A 16322-nucleotide genomic window follows, 5' to 3' on the forward strand; every position below is an offset into this window, starting at 1 on the left:
GCGGCACCTCCTCGGGGCTCGCCTCCCACGTTCCGGAGCGCACCGGAACCCACCCAGAGGCGAAGGTCATGGCCGCACCTGCAGGACGGCCGCGCCGGCGAACCGGTCGTTGGCGAGGTCGTCCAACGCGACGTCGGCAGCCTCGAAGGGGTACGGGCGCACGGTCGCGTGCACCCCGATGCGCTCCGCCAACGCGAGGAACGCCTCGCCATCGGCGCGGGTGTTCGCCGTCACGGAACGAAGCTCGCGTTCCTGGAACAGGTGCCGTTGATAGTCGAGCGGCGGGATTTCGGTGACGTGGATGCCAGCAAGGGAGAGCACCCCACCACGGTCGAGGCTGGCGAGCGCCTGGGGGACCAGGTCACCGGCCGGCGCGAAGGAGATCGCGGCGTCGAGCGACACCGGCGGGTGCTCCCCGGCCTCGCCGACCCAGATGGCGCCGAGCTCCGTGGCCAGCTGTCGCGCCGCCGCACCGCGGGTGACGACGTACAGCTCCGCGCCCATCGCCAGGGCGACCTGGGCGGTCAGGTGCGCGGAGCCGCCGAACCCCCACATCCCGAGGCGGTCACCGGGACGGAAGCCCGAACGCCGCAGTGCCCGGTAGCCGATGATGCCCGCACAGAGCAGCGGCGCCGTCTGCTCGTCCGGACGCTCACGCGACAACCGGTAGGCCCATCCCTGTGGGGCCAGCACCTGCTCGGCGTACCCGCCGTCATGGGTCCAACCGGTGAACTGCGGGACGACGCACAGGTTCTCCGCGCCGCGGCGGCAGGGCCGGCACGACCCGCACGTGTGGCGCAGCCACGCGACGCCGACGCGATCGCCGATCGCGAACCGCTCCGCTCCCGGTCCCAGCCGGTCGACGTGTCCGACGACCTCGTGCCCGGGCACGACGTGCGGATGCACGGTCGGCAGGTCGCCGTCGACGACGTGCAGGTCCGTGCGGCACACCCCGCACGCGTCGACGCGGACGCGCACCTGGCCGGGACCCGGCTCGGGGTCCGGCCGCTCGACCAGCCGCAACCCGCGGCGGGTGTCGGCCTCCTCGTGATCGACGATCCAGGCCCGCACGTCGCGTCCTTTCGCCGTGTCCACCGGCTCGACGGCCCCGGGACGCCGCTCCCCCGGGACGCCGGTTTCCCGGATCGGCGGCGATCAGCGACCGGTCGGCGGGGTGGCGTCGTGCCGGATCTCCGCGTCCGCTCCGGGCGAGATGATGCTCTCGTGTCCGTCGGACCAACGCACCAGGTAGGGCGGCTCGCCGTCGCGGCCATGGACCTCGAGGATCTCGGCCTCACGCACGACCCGGTGGGTGTGGTGGCCCTGGATCAGGAGTCGGTCGCCCACGTGCGCCTTCATCGTCCTCGCCTCCGACTCGTCGGCCGCAGCCACACATGACGGCGTCGCCGGTCGGCGGCCGCCGCATGGGGGGTCGTCCTCCTGCTGTCAGTACACCGCGGCCAGGGTCGGCCGGGAAGGGGCGATGGGCCTTCACCGTGGGGCGTTCGCCCCGTGCCCGGGGCGGGCGGCGCGGGTTGACTGCACGCATGTGCCTCGCCCGTCGAGGCACCGTGATCGACGATGAGCAACGAGGCCGACATGAAGGTCGACGAGGTACTGCACGCCGCCCAGGACACGCTGACCGTCCGCCGCGTCTACGGCGAGCCGCTCCAACAGGACGGGTTGACGGTGATCCCGGCTGCGGCCGTCGCCGGAGGTGGCGGCGGAGGCGGTGGCCACGACAACGAGGGTCAGGAGGGAGAAGGTGGCGGCTTCGGAATGGCTGCCAAGCCGGTCGGCGCCTTCGTGATCTCGCAGGGTCGGTTGACCTGGCAGCCCGCCGTGGACGTGAACCGACTGCTCGGCACCGTCGCCACCGTCCTCTGCATCGCGCTGCTCACCTCACGGCGCGGCCGTCGCCGCCGGCGCGAGGCGGGGAGCAGCGAGGCGGCGCGGTGGCGCCGTCGGGCCAGCTGAGACCCGGCCGGTGACGGGTGCGCGTGTCCGTCACCGGCCGACCAGCTCACCCACGACGTCGACCAGGCCGAGTACCTCCTCCTCGACCAGTTCCTCGCGGGTGGCGACCGTCCCGACCGCCCCCCGCGGCGGCCTCGCCGGTCAGGCGGGACTGGAGGCGGACGCCAGCCCCGACACGTCGGCGACCAGCAGCGCGCCCCAGGCCCGGGCGCGCTCGAGTTCGCCCTCGACCAGCGGCCCGCCGGTGCCCTCGACCCAGAAGCTCTCCGGCGGCTCCTGCAGCCGGAACTCCAGGGCCCGCAAGCGGCGCGCGGCCGCCCTGGCCGCCGAGCCGGGCAGACGCGGCCGCGCGATCCGGGTGTCGAACACGGCCACCGGCAGGCCCTTGGGCCCCGAGACGTCGGCCAGCCATTCGCGCAGGCCGCGGCGGCGGAGCGACGCACCCGCGGGAGCGCCCTGCTGCTGCGCCGACTCCCGCGTCGAGGGACGGGTCAGCCCGAACGCATGGGTCGGCCCGCCGACCACGACGAGGTCCCACGTGACCGCCAGGGCAGTGGGGGCCTCGACGACGTCCACCGTCTCCACACTCAGACGTCCCCGCGGCCCGTCGGCGATCGCGCCCGCCACCTCGCGGGTGTTGCCGAACAACGACTCGTACACCACCAGCGCTCGCATCGTGTCGCCCTCCATGTGAGGACCGTGTCGCTGGATCGCGACACTTCAGCGTGCGCCCGCGGGCCTGCAGCCGCCCGGGGCGTTCGGCCCCACCCGGTGGCGTCGTCGGACCCGGATGCGTCTCGCCCGTGCGCGTGACGGGACGGTGTGCGCGTTCCGGTCTGGTCGCGCGCGAGCCCGTTTGTCATGCTGTGAATCGCACGATGGGAGGTGTGCGATGGACAACGTCGCCGACCTGCACGCGCTCGTGCCCGCGGGCAGGCGCGATGCCTGCGAAGCGGCGCTGCGCGTCAGGATCTTCGCCAGGGATCTCGTCGTGCGCGACGCGCCACCCGGCACGTACCTCGTGCGCGACGACCGCTTCTACGACGACGCGACGGCCGCTCGGCGCGGCGCCGCGCTGGGTGCCCTCGTGGGTCTGGCGCTGGGTGTGCTCGCGGCCGTACTCGGCGTGTTCGCCGGCGGCGCGACGCTGCTGCTCGTGGCCGGGGCGGCGGTCTTCGCGGCGGGCGTCGGGGCGGTGATCGGCCTGCAACGCCACGAGGTGTTCGACGCCGACCCGGTCACGACCTTCGAGGTCGAGCCGGGCGCGTACAGCCTGTTCACCGTGCACACGGCCCACTGGGACAGCTTCGCCCACCGCACCGTCTGCCGGCACGGCGCCCGCCTCGTCGAGCAGGACCTGCCACTACCGGCCCCCAGCTGACCGCGAGCGGACCACGATCAGCCGGTCGCGCGGTCAGCGGCGCCGGACGGGCGGCGCGGCGGCGAAGGCGATCGGGTCGGCGCCGACGGCCACGGCGTCGGCCATGCGCTGCAGGGCGTCGACGGCCACGTGCCGAACGTGCGGTGCCGCCGCTTCACGTCGCCGCACGACCGATGGGTCGACGTGACCCAGCCGCACCACGATGCCACGCGGTGCCGAGGTGCTCTGGATGCGCAGGAAGCCGTGGGTGAGCGCCCGCTCGGGCTCCTGGCGGGCATCCACGACCGCGATCGCGACGTCGTCGGTCATAAGCAGGTCACCGTCGACCTGCACCGTGCGACCGCCGGCCTCCAGGATCGCACGCAGGACGTCGGTGACCCGGTCGGGCTCCCGGACGCGGGACCGGATCGCCGGCGACAGCTCGAGCCGGTCGGCCAGCGGCAGCGCGCTCACGCTGACGTCCTCACCGCCGTCGCCGACCGGGTGCGGGTGGTGCGGTTCGGGCCGCTGCACCACCGAGGGGCCGCGGCTGCGGCGCACGTGGGGCTCGTGCAGCTCCTCGGGGATGGCGACCTCATCCAGGGGTTTGGGCCGCTCCTCACGACCGAGCACGCGGCCGTCCCGGTCCACCACCTCGACGTGGTCCACGGACGCGTCCGCACGTAGCGCCCGCAGTGCGGCGTCGTGGACGAGACGTTCCACGGCCGGGTCGTCGGGGTCCACCCCGGTGACGTCCAGGACGACCCGCGCGCCGGTGGCCGTGGGCGTCGCGCTCCACGGCTCTCGGCGTGGGGGCGGGCGGTCCGGGCGCCGCCAGACGAAGATGCCGATGGCAGCCGCTGCCAGCACCATCAGCACCACGACGAAGATCGTCACCGCATCCATGCCACGAGGATGGCGACGGCGACGACCGACGTCCAGGGAACAACGACCCTGGCCTCGGGGCCGCTCAGACGCTCAGCACGGCGTCGGGCGCGTCGGCGTAGGCACCCGTGATCTGCTCGGCGTCCGGCTCGGTCAGCCATTGCCCGCCGTCGGCGAGGTACCGGAAGCGCAGCGACGTGCCCGCGGGGACCTCGACCACGGCAGACCGGGTGCCGTTGCTGCGGCGGCGCATCGGCGTCGCGTACGGGTCCCAGTCGTTGAAGTCGCCGACCACCGAGGTGGGCGGGGTGTCGGCGGGCAGGGCGAACGTGACCTTCACGGTGCCGGTCCGCGTCGGGATGGTCTTGAGCATGGCGAGGCACTCCGGACATGAAGAGGGCCGCTTCCGCGGCGGCCGCGCGAAGTCTCACACAGTCCGGCGCGGACGTGCCCTACCCGGCGCCCGAAGTGTCCGGTGTGCGCCTACGCGGTGGCCTCGTCGCGGCGTCGCGTGACCCAGCGCAGGGTGCCGAGTCCCGTGCCGACCAGCAGCGCTCCAAGACCGACCGCGAGGCCGCGCAACTGCAGCCCCAACGCGGCGTCGAGGGACCAGCGGCCCGGCCCGGTCACGGCCAGGCCGAACGCGACGGCCATCAGGTAGTAGTTGAGCTCCCAGCCGTTGCGTACCGACCAGAACCCCTTCTCGCGGGCGTTGACGTGTGCCGCGACGGTCATCACCCCGATGACGCCGGCGGCGGCGAACGGCGTCAACAGGCCGGCGGCGAGCCCGAGGCCGCCGCAGATCTCCGTCGTACCGGCCATCGCGGCGGCGACGCGCCCGTCGCCGAACCCCAGGGAGCGGAACCAGCCCGCGGTGCCCTCGAACCCGCCACCCCGGAACCAGCCGAACAGCTTCTGGAACCCGTGGGCGGCGAACACCACCCCGACGAGCACGCGGAGCAGGAGCAGGCCCGCGTCGACGGCGGCGGCATCGGCTTCCATCAGCGCAGCAAGCCGATCAGCCACCCGGCGATCAGCAGGGCGACCAGCACGATCGCGACGGCCGCGACCGGCCCGCCCTGGGCGATGCGGTTCATGAAGCCGCCGGCGTGGTCGACGTCGCGGTCCTCGGCGTTCGGGTCGGTCACGAGGCGAGCTCCTCACGGGTCGGGACCAGCGCCTCCACGGTCACCTCGTGGACGACGCGGTGGGCCTCGCGCAGGCTCGCCGGCTCGACGCCGTGACGCACGACGGCGACGGTGAACATGCCGGCCGCCCGACCCGCCGCCACCCCGACACCGGTGTCCTCCACGGCGGTGCAGGCGTCGGCCGGCAGCCCCAGGCCCCGGGCGGCGGCCACGTACGGGGTCGGATCCGGCTTGTGCAGCGGTACGTCGTCGGCGCCCACGATCACCGGCACCAGGTCGAGCAGGTCGCCGCGGCGCAGCACCTTCTCCACGTGCTCGTGGCTGGAGGACGAGGCCATCGCCAGCGCGACGCCTGCCGCCGCGAGTGCCCGCATCGTCGTCACCGTGTCGTCGTGGAGGTCGAGGTCCTCCTCGAACAGACGTTGGAAACGGCCCCGCAGGCGGCCGATGAAGTCGTCGCGGTCGCCGAGGTCGGCGCGCTGCGCGAAGTAGTCCCAGCACCAGGGGAACGGCCGGCCGATGACCGCGGCGAAGTCCGCACGGGTGGGTTCGTAGTCGTGCTCGCGCAGCGTCAGCTGCCAGGCCCGGTCGGCCAGGCGTTCGGTGTCGGCGAGGGTGCCGTCGCAGTCGAACACGACGGCGGTGGGCAGGTCGCGGGGCAGCTCGAGGTCCATGCCGCGAGTCTAGGAGCCGGCGACGTACCGACGGCCACCCCGACGGCCCGCCCGGTCGGGCACGACCCGGCGGGTGCGACGGGGGCTCAAACCGGCGGTCGCGGGTCGTACTGCATGTTGCGCCGGACCTCGCGGGCGCGGTCGCCGCCGGCGAAGCGTGCCACCAGGTGCAACGCCACGTCGATGCCGGCGGACACACCGGCGGCCGTGACGACGTCGCCGTCGTCGACGAACCGGTCGTCCGGGCGCACCTCGACGTCGCGGCCCAGCTCCGCCAGCAGATCCAGCGAGCGCCAGTGGGTGGTCGCCGGCCGCCCGTCCAGCAGGCCGGCGTCGGCGTACACCAGCGACCCGGTGCACACGCTGGCCATCGTCGTCCCGCCGGCGTGCAGATCACGGACCCAGCCGCGGACCGCCTCGTCGCCGAGGTGGTCCCGCGTGCCGCGACCGCCGGGGTAGACGAGCAGGTCGACCGTGCCGAGCTCGCGCCAGTCGGTGGCGGGCACGACCTCGACGCCCTTGGCGCAGCGCACGACCCCCGGCTCGCGGGCTACGGACACCAGCTCGACCTGCGGGTCGAGCAGGGACCACATGCCGAAGACCTCCCAGGGGCCGACCCAGTCGAGTTCCTCGACGCCGTCGAAGACGTGGATGCCGATCCTCATCGTGTCGTGTCCTGTCCCGCGCGGGCGTAGGCGCCGGGGCCGGCGAGGTCGAGGATCGCCTCGGCCACGGCCAGCGGTGCCTCCTCCTGCACGAAGTGACCGGCGCCCGGGATGCCGACCAGCGGGGCGTCGAGGTCGCGGGCCACGCCCTCGGCCAGGGAGATCGGGGTGACGGGATCGTCCTCGCCCCAGATCACGCTCGCGGGCACGCGGAGGCGGTTGGGCGGCTGCGGGTCGGGCAGGAATCCGGTGCGCCGCCGCACGCGCCGCACCGTCGCCTCCAGGACGGCACGCCGGGACAGCTCGCGGTAGTACGGCAGCCAGCCGCGCGGGTGGCCGGCGATCGCGCCCGCGTACTGGTCCACCACCTCGGAGGTGAACGCCTCGGGACGTGCCGACGCGTGCCGCAGGCCGGCGGCCACGAGTTGTCTCGGTGCCAGCTTGAAGGCCAGTTCCGGCACGAGCGGGAGGTTCAGCAAGGGGATGTGCCACGCCCGCCGCAGGTCGATCCGCCGGATCGGCGCCGACGCCACCACCAGCGCACGGACCATGCCCGGATGCCGGAACGCGGTGGCGACCGCCACGGGGCCGCCCCAGTCGTGCCCGACCAGCACGGCCTTGCGGGCGTGCAGGTTGCGGATCAGGCGGCTGATCTCGTCGCCGAGCGTCTCCGGGTCGTAGCGGGTGCCGCGCGGCGCCATCGTGCGTCCGAAGCCCTTGAGGTCCGGGCAGGCGACCCGGTAGCCGGCATCGGCCAGCACCGGCGCCACGTACCGCCAGCTCGTGCCGTCCTGCGGCCAGCCGTGCAACAGCACGATCAGTTCGTCGTCACGCTCCGCGGACGCCTCCCCGGGCGCCCAGCCGGGCGTGCCCAGCACACGCACGAAGAACCTGGTGCTGCCTCCGAGGACATAGCCCTCACGCCACACGTCGGCCTCCTGGTCCGGACGCCGAGACTACGGCCTCGCCGCGTCCGGACCGGCGTCGGCGACTCAGCGTGGCGGCCACCGCTCCGCCGTCGACCGTGCCGCCCGGGGCAGCGTCCCGCCGAGGCGGCCGGTGAGCGTCGTGGCCCGCGCGACCGCCAGGTCCGCCAGGTCGCGGCGGGAGGCGGCGTCGTGCTTGCGGTCGCGGAACGTCACCGCGAACGCGGCCACCGGCCGGCCCGCGTGGTCGAACGCGGCCGCCGCGACCGAGGCGAAACCGGCCGTCACCTCGCCGTCCTCCTCGGCCCAGCCGCGGGTGCGGTCGGCCGCCAGCAGGCGTCGCAGCGCGGTCAGCGAGGTCGGTCCGCGGTCGGTGCGGCGCGACAGCGACGCGGAGGTCGGGAACAGGGCCGTCAACTGCTGCCGCGGCAACCACGACAGCAGCGCCCGGCCGGACGCGGTCAGGTGTGCCGGCAGGCGTACGCCGACGTCGGTGACCAGCACGTCACCGACGGGTGAACGGTGCTCGAGCAGGTAGAGGGTCTCGCGCCCGTCCAGGACGCCGAGGTGCCCGGTCTCCCCCGCCTCGTCGACGAGCGTGGCCAGCAGCGGGCGGGCCAGCCGCTCGAGACCGTCGTGGCGCAGGTAGGCCGAGCCGATCTCGAACGCCGCCACCCCCAGCGCGTAGCGGCGCTCCTCGGGCAGATGGGTCACGAACCGTTCCCGTTCCAGCGCGGCCAGCAGGTGGTAGGTGGTCGACCGCGGCAGACCGAGCGCGCGTGTGATCGCCGACGCCGGCACCGGCCGCGGCTGGGAGGCGAGATAGCGCAGGACCGCGAGGGCGCGCGCGGCACCGGGAACCTGCTCGCCGGCCACCGCACCACCTCGAGGTCTCGTATGCCAGACATCGGAGCGTAGCTCCGGGCCGACGTCGACGGGTGCGCACCCGACTACCGTCGCCCGCCCCGATCCGTTCGAGGTGCCCATGCCCGCCGACGCCCGTGACGCACACCGTGGCGACCGTCGCCCCGTGGTCCTGACCGTCTGCCTCGGCAACATCTGCCGCTCGCCCACGGCCGAGGCCGCCATCCGCGAGGTCGCGGCCGAACGTGGCGTGGACCTCGAGGTGCGTTCCGCCGGGACCGGCGACTGGCACGTCGGTTCGCCCCCCGACGAGCGGATGCGGACGGCCGCCGCGGCCGTCGACCTGGTCCTCGACGGCGTGGCCGAGCAGGTCACCGCTCGCCACCTGGCCGACGCCGACCTGGTGGTCGCGATGGACCGCACGAACCTCGGCGACCTCGAGCGCCTGGCCGCGCGCGCCGGCGCCGACACCCCCATCCGCCTGTTCCGGGCGTTCGACGACGACAGCCTGGCGCGCGGCGACCTCGAGGTGCCCGACCCCTACTACGGCGGCGAACAGGGCTTCCACGAGGTGGTCGGCCTGTGCCGGGCCGCGGCCGCCGGGGTCGTGGCCTACCTCGCGGGCGAGCGCGACGACCCCGGACCCCGCTGACCGCCCTTGTCTCGCATCCCAGACGGACGGTCGTGGGTGAAGGTCCGTGGCCGGCCGCCGCTGTGCTCCGATGTGCCCATGGAGACCTTGGAGCTGGGAGCCCGCCCGCTGCGCCTCGACGACGTCGTGGCCGTCGCCCGCGGGATCACCGACGTGCAGCTGCACGCGGACGCGCGCGCACGTCTGAAGGCCGCACGCGCCCACGTCGACCGACTCGCCAGCCGGGACACGCCCGTCTACGGGGTGTCCACCGGCTTCGGTGCTCTGGCGACGCGCCACATCCCCGTCGACCGGCGCGCACAGCTGCAGCGCTCGCTGGTCCGCTCGCACGCCGCCGGCAGCGGGCCGGCGGTGGAGCGCGAGGTGGTCCGCGCGATGATGCTGCTGCGGCTGAAGACGCTCGCGTCCGGCCACACCGGCGTGCGCCCCGAGGTGGCGGAGACGCTGGCCGGGCTGCTGTCGGCCGGGATCACGCCGGTCGTGCACGAGTACGGCTCGCTGGGCTGCTCCGGCGACCTGGCGCCGCTGGCGGCCGTGGCGCTCGCGCTGATGGGCGAAGGCGAGGTCGACGACGCCGACGGCGCTCGCCGTCCCGCGGGCGAGGCGATGGCCGAGGCGGGCATCGCGCCGGTCGAGCTGGCGGAGAAGGAGGGACTGGCCCTCATCAACGGCACCGACGGGATGCTGGGGATGCTGGCGCTGGCGATCGCCGACCTGACCCGGCTGCTGCGGGTCGCCGACGTGGCCGCCGCCATGAGCGTCGAGGCGCTGCTGGGTACCGACCGGGTGTTCGCCGCCGACCTGCAGGCGCTGCGGCCACATCCCGGGCAGACCGCCAGCGCCGGGAACCTGCGCCGGCTGCTGGACGGCTCGGCCATCATGGACAGCCACCGCACGCCGGACTGCACCCGGGTGCAGGACGCCTACTCGCTGCGCTGTGCCCCGCAGGTCGCCGGCGCGGCCCGCGACACGCTCGACCACGCCCGGCTGGTGGCCGAGCGGGAACTGGCCGCCGCCATCGACAACCCGGTGCTGACCGACGACGGCCGGGTGGAGTCCAACGGCAACTTCCACGGCGCCCCGGTCGCCTACGTGCTGGACTTCCTCGCCATTCCGGTGGCGGACGTCGCGTCGATGTCCGAGCGGCGCACCGACCGCTTCCTCGACGTGGCCCGCAACGGCGGGCTGCCGCCCTTCCTGGCCGACGACCCGGGTGTCGACTCGGGCCACATGATCGCCCAGTACACCCAGGCCGGCATCGTGTCCGAGCTCAAGCGCCTGGCCGCGCCCGCGTCGGTCGACTCGATCCCGTCCTCGGCGATGCAGGAGGACCACGTGTCGATGGGCTGGTCGGCGGGCCGCAAGCTGCTGCGCGCCGTCGACGGGCTCGCGCGGGTGCTGGCCGTCGAGGTCCTGACCGCCGCCCGTGCCATCGACCTGCGCGCGCCGTTGACGCCCTCTCCCGCAACCGGCGCCGTCCGCGACCTGCTGCGCCGGCGGGTCGACGGGCCGGGGCCGGACCGCCACCTCGCCCCCGAGGTGGCGGCCGCGTACGAGCTGGTGCGCTCCGGCGCGCTGCTCGAGGCCGTACAGGCCGTGACCGGCCCGCTGGACTGAATCCGCTGCGGGCGCGACGCGCCCGACCCGACCCGCGAGGAAGCGCCATGACCACCACGTCCGGCCCCCGCCCCGTCCGCGCCGCCCGCGGCACCTCGCGGTCGGCCCGTGCCTGGCCGCAGGAAGCGGCGCTACGGATGCTGCACAACAACCTCGACCCCGAGGTCGCCGAGCATCCCGACGAGCTGGTCGTCTACGGCGGCACCGGCAAGGCCGCCCGCAACTGGGCCAGCTTCGACGCCATCGTGCGCACGCTGACCGACCTGCGTGACGACGAGACGCTGCTGGTGCAGTCCGGCAAGCCCGTCGGGGTGCTGCGCACCCACGAATGGGCACCACGCGTGCTGCTGGCCAACAGCAACCTGGTGCCGGACTGGGCGACGTGGGACGAGTTCCGGCGGCTGGACGCGCTCGGACTGACGATGTACGGCCAGATGACGGCCGGCTCCTGGATCTACATCGGCACCCAGGGGATCCTGCAAGGCACCTACGAGACGTTCGCGGCCGTCGCCGACAAGCGCTTCGGCGGGACGCTCGCCGGCACCCTGACCCTCACCGCGGGCCTCGGCGGCATGGGCGGCGCGCAGCCGCTGGCGGTGACGCTCAACGGCGGGGTGGCGCTGGTCGTGGAGTGCGACCCGTCGCGGATCCGCCGCCGGCTGGAGACGCGCTACCTCGACGTCGAGGCGAACGACCTCGACGACGCGCTGCGCCGGGCGGAGGCGGCCGTCGCCGAGCGGCGGGCGCTGTCGATCGGGCTGCTCGGCAACGCGGCCGAGGTGGTGCCCGAGATCCTGCGTCGCGGCGTGCACGTGGACGTCGTGACGGACCAGACCTCGGCGCACGACCCGCTGGCCTACCTGCCGGTGGACTGCGCGTTCGAGGACTGGCACAGCGAGCGCCAGGCCGACCCGGTCGGGTTCACCAAGCGCGCCCGCGCGTCGATGGCCCGGCACGTGGAGGGCATGGTCGGCTTCCTCGACGCGGGCGCCGAGGTGTTCGACTACGGCAACGCACTGCGGGGCGAGGCCGAGGCCGGCGGCTACGACCGCGCCTTCGCCTATCCCGGTTTCGTGCCCGCCTACATCCGACCGCTGTTCTGCGAGGGCAAGGGCCCGTTCCGGTGGGTGGCGCTGTCCGGCGACCCCGAGGACATCCGCGCCACCGACGAGGCCGTGCTGGAGCTGTTCCCCGACGACGACAAGCTGCAGCGCTGGATCCGCGCGGCCCAGGACCAGGTGGCGTTCCAGGGGCTGCCGGCCCGGATCTGCTGGCTCGGCTACGGCGAGCGCCACCTCGCCGGCGAACGGTTCAACGAGCTGGTGGCCGGCGGCGACGTCGAGGCACCGATCGTGATCGGCCGCGACCACCTCGACTGCGGTTCGGTCGCCTCGCCGCAGCGCGAGACCGAGGGCATGCTCGACGGCTCGGACGCGATCGCGGACTGGCCGCTGCTGAACGCGATGGTCAACGTGGCCTCCGGCGCCGCCTGGGTGTCCATCCACCACGGCGGCGGGGTCGGCATGGGCCGCTCGATCCACGCCGGGCAGGTCACGGTCGCGGACGGCAGCGACCTCGCCGCCCAGAAGCTCGAGCGGGTGCTGACCAACGACCCCGCGATGGGCGTGATCCGGCACGTCGACGCCGGCTACGACCGCGCCGCCGAGGTGGCCCGGGAACGCGACGTCCGCGTCCCCATGCAGGAGACCGGTCCCGCACCCGCCGCCGCGGAGCGCTGAGCCGGTGGCGCGACGCGGGCACACGTTCGAGGCGATGTGGGCCGACCTGGCCGGGATCGGCCGCGCCCCTGGCGACGCCGGCGGCTACCGCCGGTTCGTGTGGTCCGACGCCGACCTGACCCTGCGCGAGTGGTTCGTCGGCGAGGCCAACGCCCGCGGGCTCGGCGTCCACGAGGACCGGGCCGGCAACCTGTGGGCGTGGTGGGGCGATCCCACGGCCGGCGACGCCGTCGTGACCGGCAGCCACCTCGACTCCGTGCCCTCGGGTGGGGCGTTCGACGGTCCCCTGGGCGTGGTGTCGGGCTTGCTCGCCGTCGACCGGCTGCTCGAGACCGGCACCATGCCGGACCGGCCGATCGCGGTGGTGGCGTTCTCCGACGAGGAGGGCGGCCGCTACGGGATCGCCTGTGGCGGCTCGCGGGTGCTGACCGGGCTGCTGCCGGCGGAGCGCGCGCTCGCGCTGCGCGACGACGACGGGGTCACGCAGGCCGAGGCGTTGCGCGCGTCCGGCCGCGCGGAGGCGGCCTTCGGTGCCGATCCGGAGGTGCTGCGGACGGTCGGCACGTTCGTGGAACTGCACGTCGAGCAGGGCCGCGGCCTGGTCGACCTCGACGCGCCGGTCGGGGTGGCCTCGGCGATCCGCGGCCACGGCCGGTGGCGTTTCGACCTCGCCGGGCGGCCCGACCACGCCGGCACCACGCGGTTGGAGGACCGCGACGACCCGATGCTGACGCAGGCCCGGCTGGTGCTGGCGGCGCGCGACGCCGCCGCCCGCCACGACGCCGTGGCGACCGTCGGCAAGGTGCTGGTCGAACCCAACGCCGTCAACGCGGTCCCGGCGCGGGTGCAGGCGTGGCTGGACGCCCGCGCCGACGACGACGAGGTCGTGCGTGCCGTCGTGGCGGAGGTCGCCGGTGCGATCGGCGTGGAGGCGGTCGAGGAGTCCTGGACCCCACGCGTCGACTTCGCTGCCGGGCTGCGCGATCGGCTGGTCGAACGGTTGGGCGGCGTACCGGTCCTGCCCACCGGAGCAGGGCACGACGCGGGAATCCTGGCCAGCGTCGGCGTACCGTCGGCGATGGTGTTCGTGCGCAACCCGACCGGGGTGTCGCACGCCCCGGACGAGCACGCGGAGACCGCCGACTGCCTGGCCGGCGTGGACGCGCTGGCCACCGTGCTGGAGGAACTCGCGTGGGAATGACCGCCTACGTGTGCGACCTGGCGCTGCTCCCGGGCGGCAAGGTCGCGTCCGACGTCGTCGTCGAGGTGGCCGACGGGCGCTTCACCCGGGTCGCCGTCGGCGGGCACGCCCCCGCGCGGGCGCGTCGCCTGGCGGGCCTGGTCCTGCCCGGCCTGGCGGACGCGCACAGCCACGCGTTCCACCGGGCCCTGCGGGGGCGCACCCACACCGGCCGCGGGTCGTTCTGGACCTGGCGCGAGCAGATGTACGCGATCGCGGGCCGGCTCACCCCGGACACGTACCTGTCGTTGGCGCGCGCCGCCTTCGCCGAGGGCGTGCTGGCCGGCTTCACCACCGTTGGCGAGTTCCACTACCTGCACCACGCACCCGACGGCACGCCGTACGACGACGCGAACGCGATGGGCCACGCCCTGGTGCAGGCCGCCCGGGAGGCGGGCATCCGCCTCACGCTGCTCGACGCCTGCTACCTGACCGGCGGGGTGTCCGACGACCTGTCGCGAGGTGGGCTGGTCCAGCCCCTCACCGGCACGCAGGTCCGGTTCGGCGACGGTGACGCCGACGGCTGGGCGACGCGCGCCGAGGCGCTCGCGTCCGCCCATGCCGCCGCGGACGACGTGGTGGTCGGTGCCGCCGTGCACTCCGTACGGGCGGTCCCTGTCGACGCGCTGGGCGCCGTCGCGGGGTGGGCCGCGGACCATGGCGCGCCGGTGCACGCCCACGTGTCCGAGCAGCCGGCGGAGAACGAGGCCTGCCACGCCATCCACGCGACGACACCGAGCCAGCTGTTGTACGACCACGGCCTGCTGGGCGAGCGCTTCACGGCCGTGCACGCCACTCACGTCACGCCCGAGGACCTGACGGTCCTGGGGCAGACCCGCTCGACGGTGTGCCTGTGCCCCACGACCGAACGCGACCTCGCGGACGGGATCGGCCCGGCCCGCGCGATGCTGGAGGCCGGGATCCGTCTCGCGTTCGGCTCGGACAGCCGGGCGGTCGTGGACCCGTTCGAGGAGGCTCGCGCCGCAGAGCTGGACACGCGGCTGCTCACCCTGCAACGTGGGGTGCTGACCGTGGAGGACCTCGCCACCGCCCTGACCGTGGACGGCCACGCCTGCCTGGGGTGGGCGGACGCCGGCCGGATCGCCGAGGGCGCCCGCGCGGACCTGGTGGCGGTGCGCCTGGACTCGGTGCGCACGGCCGGCGCCGACGCCGCCAGCGCCCTCGACACGGCCCTGTACGCCGCCGCCGCCCCGGACGTCACCGACGTGGTCGTTGGCGGGCGCGAGGTCGTGCGTGACGGCCAGCACGTGCTGGGCGACGTCGGTCGCCTGCTGGCCGACGCGATCGCGTCGGTCGTCGAGGAGACCTGATGGGAAGCGTGCTGTACGACCGGATCGGTGAGCTGGTCACCAACGACCCGTCGCAGGGCGACGGGTCGCTTCTCGGACGGCTGCACGACGCCGCCGTCGTGGTCGAGCACGGCCGCGTGGCCTGGCTGGGTGCCAGCGCAGCGGCGCCCGCCACCGATCAGCGCGTCGACCTGGACGGACGGTGCGTACTGCCCGCGTTCGTCGACTGCCACACGCACCTGGTCTTCGCGGGCGACCGTTCCGAGGAGTTCGCCGCCAGGATGGCGGGTCGGCCGTACGCGGCGGGCGGGATCCGCACCACCGTGGCCGCGACGCGGGACGCCTCCGCCGACGCGCTGCTGAGCCGGGCCCGCCGGCGCCTGCACGAGGCGCGCCGGCAGGGCACCGGGCTGGTCGAGATCAAGTCCGGCTACGGCCTCGACGTCGCGGCCGAGGCCCGGATGCTGCAGGTCGCGCGGCAGCTCACGGACGAAACGACGTTCCTCGGCGCCCACGTCGTCCCCACGGAGTGGCAGCACGACCCGGACGGCTACGTCGACCTCGTGTGCGGTCATATGCTGGACGCCTGCGCCCCCCACGCCAGGTGGGTCGACGTGTTCGTCGAGGACGGCGCGTTCGGTGCCGAGGCGGCCCGCGAGATCCTGCTCGCCGGGCGGAAGAAGGGCCTGGGGTTGCGGGTCCACGCCAACCAGCTGCAGAACGGTCCGGGCGTGCAACTGGCCTGCGAGCTCGGCGCCGCCAGCGCCGACCATTGCACGCACCTGACCGACGACGACGTCACGGCGCTGGCGGACAGCGGCACCGTGGCGGCCCTGGTGCCGGGCGCGGACTTCTCGACCCGCTCCCCCGTCTACCCCGACGGTCGTCGCCTGTGGGACGCCGGCGCGACGGTCGCGCTGGCGACGGACTGCAACCCGGGCACCTCGTTCACGACCTCCATGCCGTTCTGCGTCGCGCTGGCCGTGCGCGAGTGCGGCCTGACCCCGGCCGAGGCGGTGTGGGCCGCCACCGCCGGGTCCGCCCGGGCACTGCAGCGCGACGACGCCGGTCACCTCGTCGTCGGGTCGCCGGCGGCCATGACGCTGCTCGACGCGCCCAGCCACGTCCACCTCGCGTACCGCCCCGGCGTGCCGCTGGCGGGCCCGCTCGTCGCACCGGACGCGGCGCCGTAGGCACGGCCGTCCGGCGCCCTCGCACGGCGTGCGCAGGCGGGACCGCCGTGTTCACGTGCGGCCCGCCGGGGG

General features: G+C 74.7%; 19 protein-coding genes. 8 read left to right on the forward strand and 11 right to left on the reverse strand.

What is annotated here, in order from left to right; translation table 11 throughout:
- Positions 1–66 precede the first annotated feature (66 nt).
- Together ACERM0_RS03745 and ACERM0_RS03750 are read right to left on the reverse strand one after the other, a co-directional pair.
- Positions 67–1071 (reverse strand): zinc-dependent alcohol dehydrogenase family protein, encoded by a 1005-nt coding sequence (locus ACERM0_RS03745; protein ID WP_373677171.1) that lies wholly within the window; start codon positions 1069–1071, stop codon positions 67–69.
- An 84-nt stretch (positions 1072–1155) separates the two neighbouring features.
- A complete protein-coding gene (locus tag ACERM0_RS03750) occupies positions 1156–1359 on the reverse strand; it encodes a DUF1918 domain-containing protein (RefSeq protein ID WP_373677172.1) in 204 nt (67 codons plus the stop codon).
- A gap of 222 nt (positions 1360–1581) precedes the next feature.
- On the opposite strand from ACERM0_RS03750, the gene ACERM0_RS03755 reads away from it, so the two are divergent.
- Complete coding sequence (locus tag ACERM0_RS03755; protein WP_373677173.1) at positions 1582–1977, forward strand: spore germination protein GerW family protein; 396 nt, start codon at positions 1582–1584, stop codon at positions 1975–1977.
- Positions 1978–2118: 141 nt separating this feature from the next.
- Here ACERM0_RS03755 and ACERM0_RS03760 read toward each other — a convergent pair whose 3' ends face one another.
- On the reverse strand, positions 2119–2667 hold the full coding sequence (locus ACERM0_RS03760) for a flavodoxin family protein (RefSeq protein ID WP_373677174.1): 549 nt from the start codon (positions 2665–2667) through the stop codon (positions 2119–2121).
- Between the two features lie 202 nt (positions 2668–2869).
- Here ACERM0_RS03760 and ACERM0_RS03765 point away from each other — a divergent pair, with 202 nt between their 5' ends.
- Positions 2870–3358 (forward strand): hypothetical protein, encoded by a 489-nt coding sequence (locus ACERM0_RS03765; RefSeq protein ID WP_373677175.1) that lies wholly within the window; start codon positions 2870–2872, stop codon positions 3356–3358.
- A 33-nt stretch (positions 3359–3391) separates the two neighbouring features.
- Here ACERM0_RS03765 and ACERM0_RS03770 read toward each other — a convergent pair whose 3' ends face one another.
- The 8 genes from ACERM0_RS03770 to ACERM0_RS03805 all read right to left on the reverse strand — a co-directional run bounded on the left by ACERM0_RS03770 (position 3392) and on the right by ACERM0_RS03805 (position 8511).
- Positions 3392–4243, reverse strand: a complete 852-nt coding sequence (locus ACERM0_RS03770; RefSeq protein WP_373677176.1) for a hypothetical protein — start codon at positions 4241–4243, stop codon at positions 3392–3394.
- A 64-nt stretch (positions 4244–4307) separates the two neighbouring features.
- The gene (locus tag ACERM0_RS03775) at positions 4308–4595 is read right to left on the reverse strand and encodes an isoamylase early set domain-containing protein (RefSeq protein ID WP_373677177.1); all 288 of its coding nucleotides are present in this window, start codon (positions 4593–4595) and stop codon (positions 4308–4310) included.
- 110 nt (positions 4596–4705) lie between these two features.
- Positions 4706–5224, reverse strand: a complete 519-nt coding sequence (locus tag ACERM0_RS03780) for a DoxX family protein (RefSeq protein WP_373677178.1) — start codon at positions 5222–5224, stop codon at positions 4706–4708.
- Positions 5224–5370 (reverse strand): hypothetical protein, encoded by a 147-nt coding sequence (locus tag ACERM0_RS03785; RefSeq protein WP_373677179.1) that lies wholly within the window; start codon positions 5368–5370, stop codon positions 5224–5226. The genes ACERM0_RS03780 and ACERM0_RS03785 overlap by 1 nt, the downstream gene beginning before the upstream one ends.
- Positions 5367–6044 carry an HAD family hydrolase gene (locus tag ACERM0_RS03790; protein WP_373677180.1) on the reverse strand — a complete coding sequence of 226 codons (678 nt, stop codon included), beginning with the start codon at positions 6042–6044 and terminating at the stop codon, positions 5367–5369. Before ACERM0_RS03790 ends, ACERM0_RS03785 begins: the two co-directional genes overlap by 4 nt.
- A gap of 86 nt (positions 6045–6130) precedes the next feature.
- Positions 6131–6709 carry a DJ-1/PfpI family protein gene (locus ACERM0_RS03795; protein WP_373677181.1) on the reverse strand — a complete coding sequence of 193 codons (579 nt, stop codon included), beginning with the start codon at positions 6707–6709 and terminating at the stop codon, positions 6131–6133.
- Positions 6706–7638: an alpha/beta fold hydrolase gene (locus tag ACERM0_RS03800; RefSeq protein WP_373677182.1), complete on the reverse strand. Its 933-nt coding sequence runs from the start codon at positions 7636–7638 to the stop codon at positions 6706–6708. The genes ACERM0_RS03795 and ACERM0_RS03800 overlap by 4 nt, the downstream gene beginning before the upstream one ends.
- Before the next feature lie 63 nt (positions 7639–7701).
- Entirely contained in the window at positions 7702–8511 is an 810-nt protein-coding gene (locus tag ACERM0_RS03805; protein WP_373677183.1) for an IclR family transcriptional regulator, read from the reverse strand.
- A gap of 109 nt (positions 8512–8620) precedes the next feature.
- On the opposite strand from ACERM0_RS03805, the gene ACERM0_RS03810 reads away from it, so the two are divergent.
- From ACERM0_RS03810 to hutI, 6 genes are all read left to right on the forward strand, one after another.
- Positions 8621–9151: a low molecular weight protein-tyrosine-phosphatase gene (locus ACERM0_RS03810; protein WP_373677184.1), complete on the forward strand. Its 531-nt coding sequence runs from the start codon at positions 8621–8623 to the stop codon at positions 9149–9151.
- 78 nt (positions 9152–9229) lie between these two features.
- Positions 9230–10768, forward strand: a complete 1539-nt coding sequence (gene hutH / locus ACERM0_RS03815; protein ID WP_373677185.1) for a histidine ammonia-lyase — start codon at positions 9230–9232, stop codon at positions 10766–10768.
- 47 nt (positions 10769–10815) lie between these two features.
- Entirely contained in the window at positions 10816–12507 is a 1692-nt protein-coding gene (hutU, locus tag ACERM0_RS03820) for a urocanate hydratase (protein ID WP_373677187.1), read from the forward strand.
- Between the two features lie 34 nt (positions 12508–12541).
- Positions 12542–13708 (forward strand): allantoate amidohydrolase, encoded by a 1167-nt coding sequence (locus ACERM0_RS03825; protein WP_373677484.1) that lies wholly within the window; start codon positions 12542–12544, stop codon positions 13706–13708.
- Positions 13705–15078, forward strand: a complete 1374-nt coding sequence (locus ACERM0_RS03830; RefSeq protein ID WP_373677485.1) for a formimidoylglutamate deiminase — start codon at positions 13705–13707, stop codon at positions 15076–15078. The genes ACERM0_RS03825 and ACERM0_RS03830 overlap by 4 nt, the downstream gene beginning before the upstream one ends.
- Positions 15078–16250, forward strand: coding sequence for an imidazolonepropionase (gene hutI / locus ACERM0_RS03835; RefSeq protein WP_373677188.1), 1173 nt, complete (start codon positions 15078–15080; stop codon positions 16248–16250). The genes ACERM0_RS03830 and hutI overlap by 1 nt, the downstream gene beginning before the upstream one ends.
- Positions 16251–16322 lie beyond the last annotated feature (72 nt).

The organism is Egicoccus sp. AB-alg2 (assembly GCF_041821065.1).
Classification (GTDB): domain Bacteria; phylum Actinomycetota; class Nitriliruptoria; order Nitriliruptorales; family Nitriliruptoraceae; genus Egicoccus.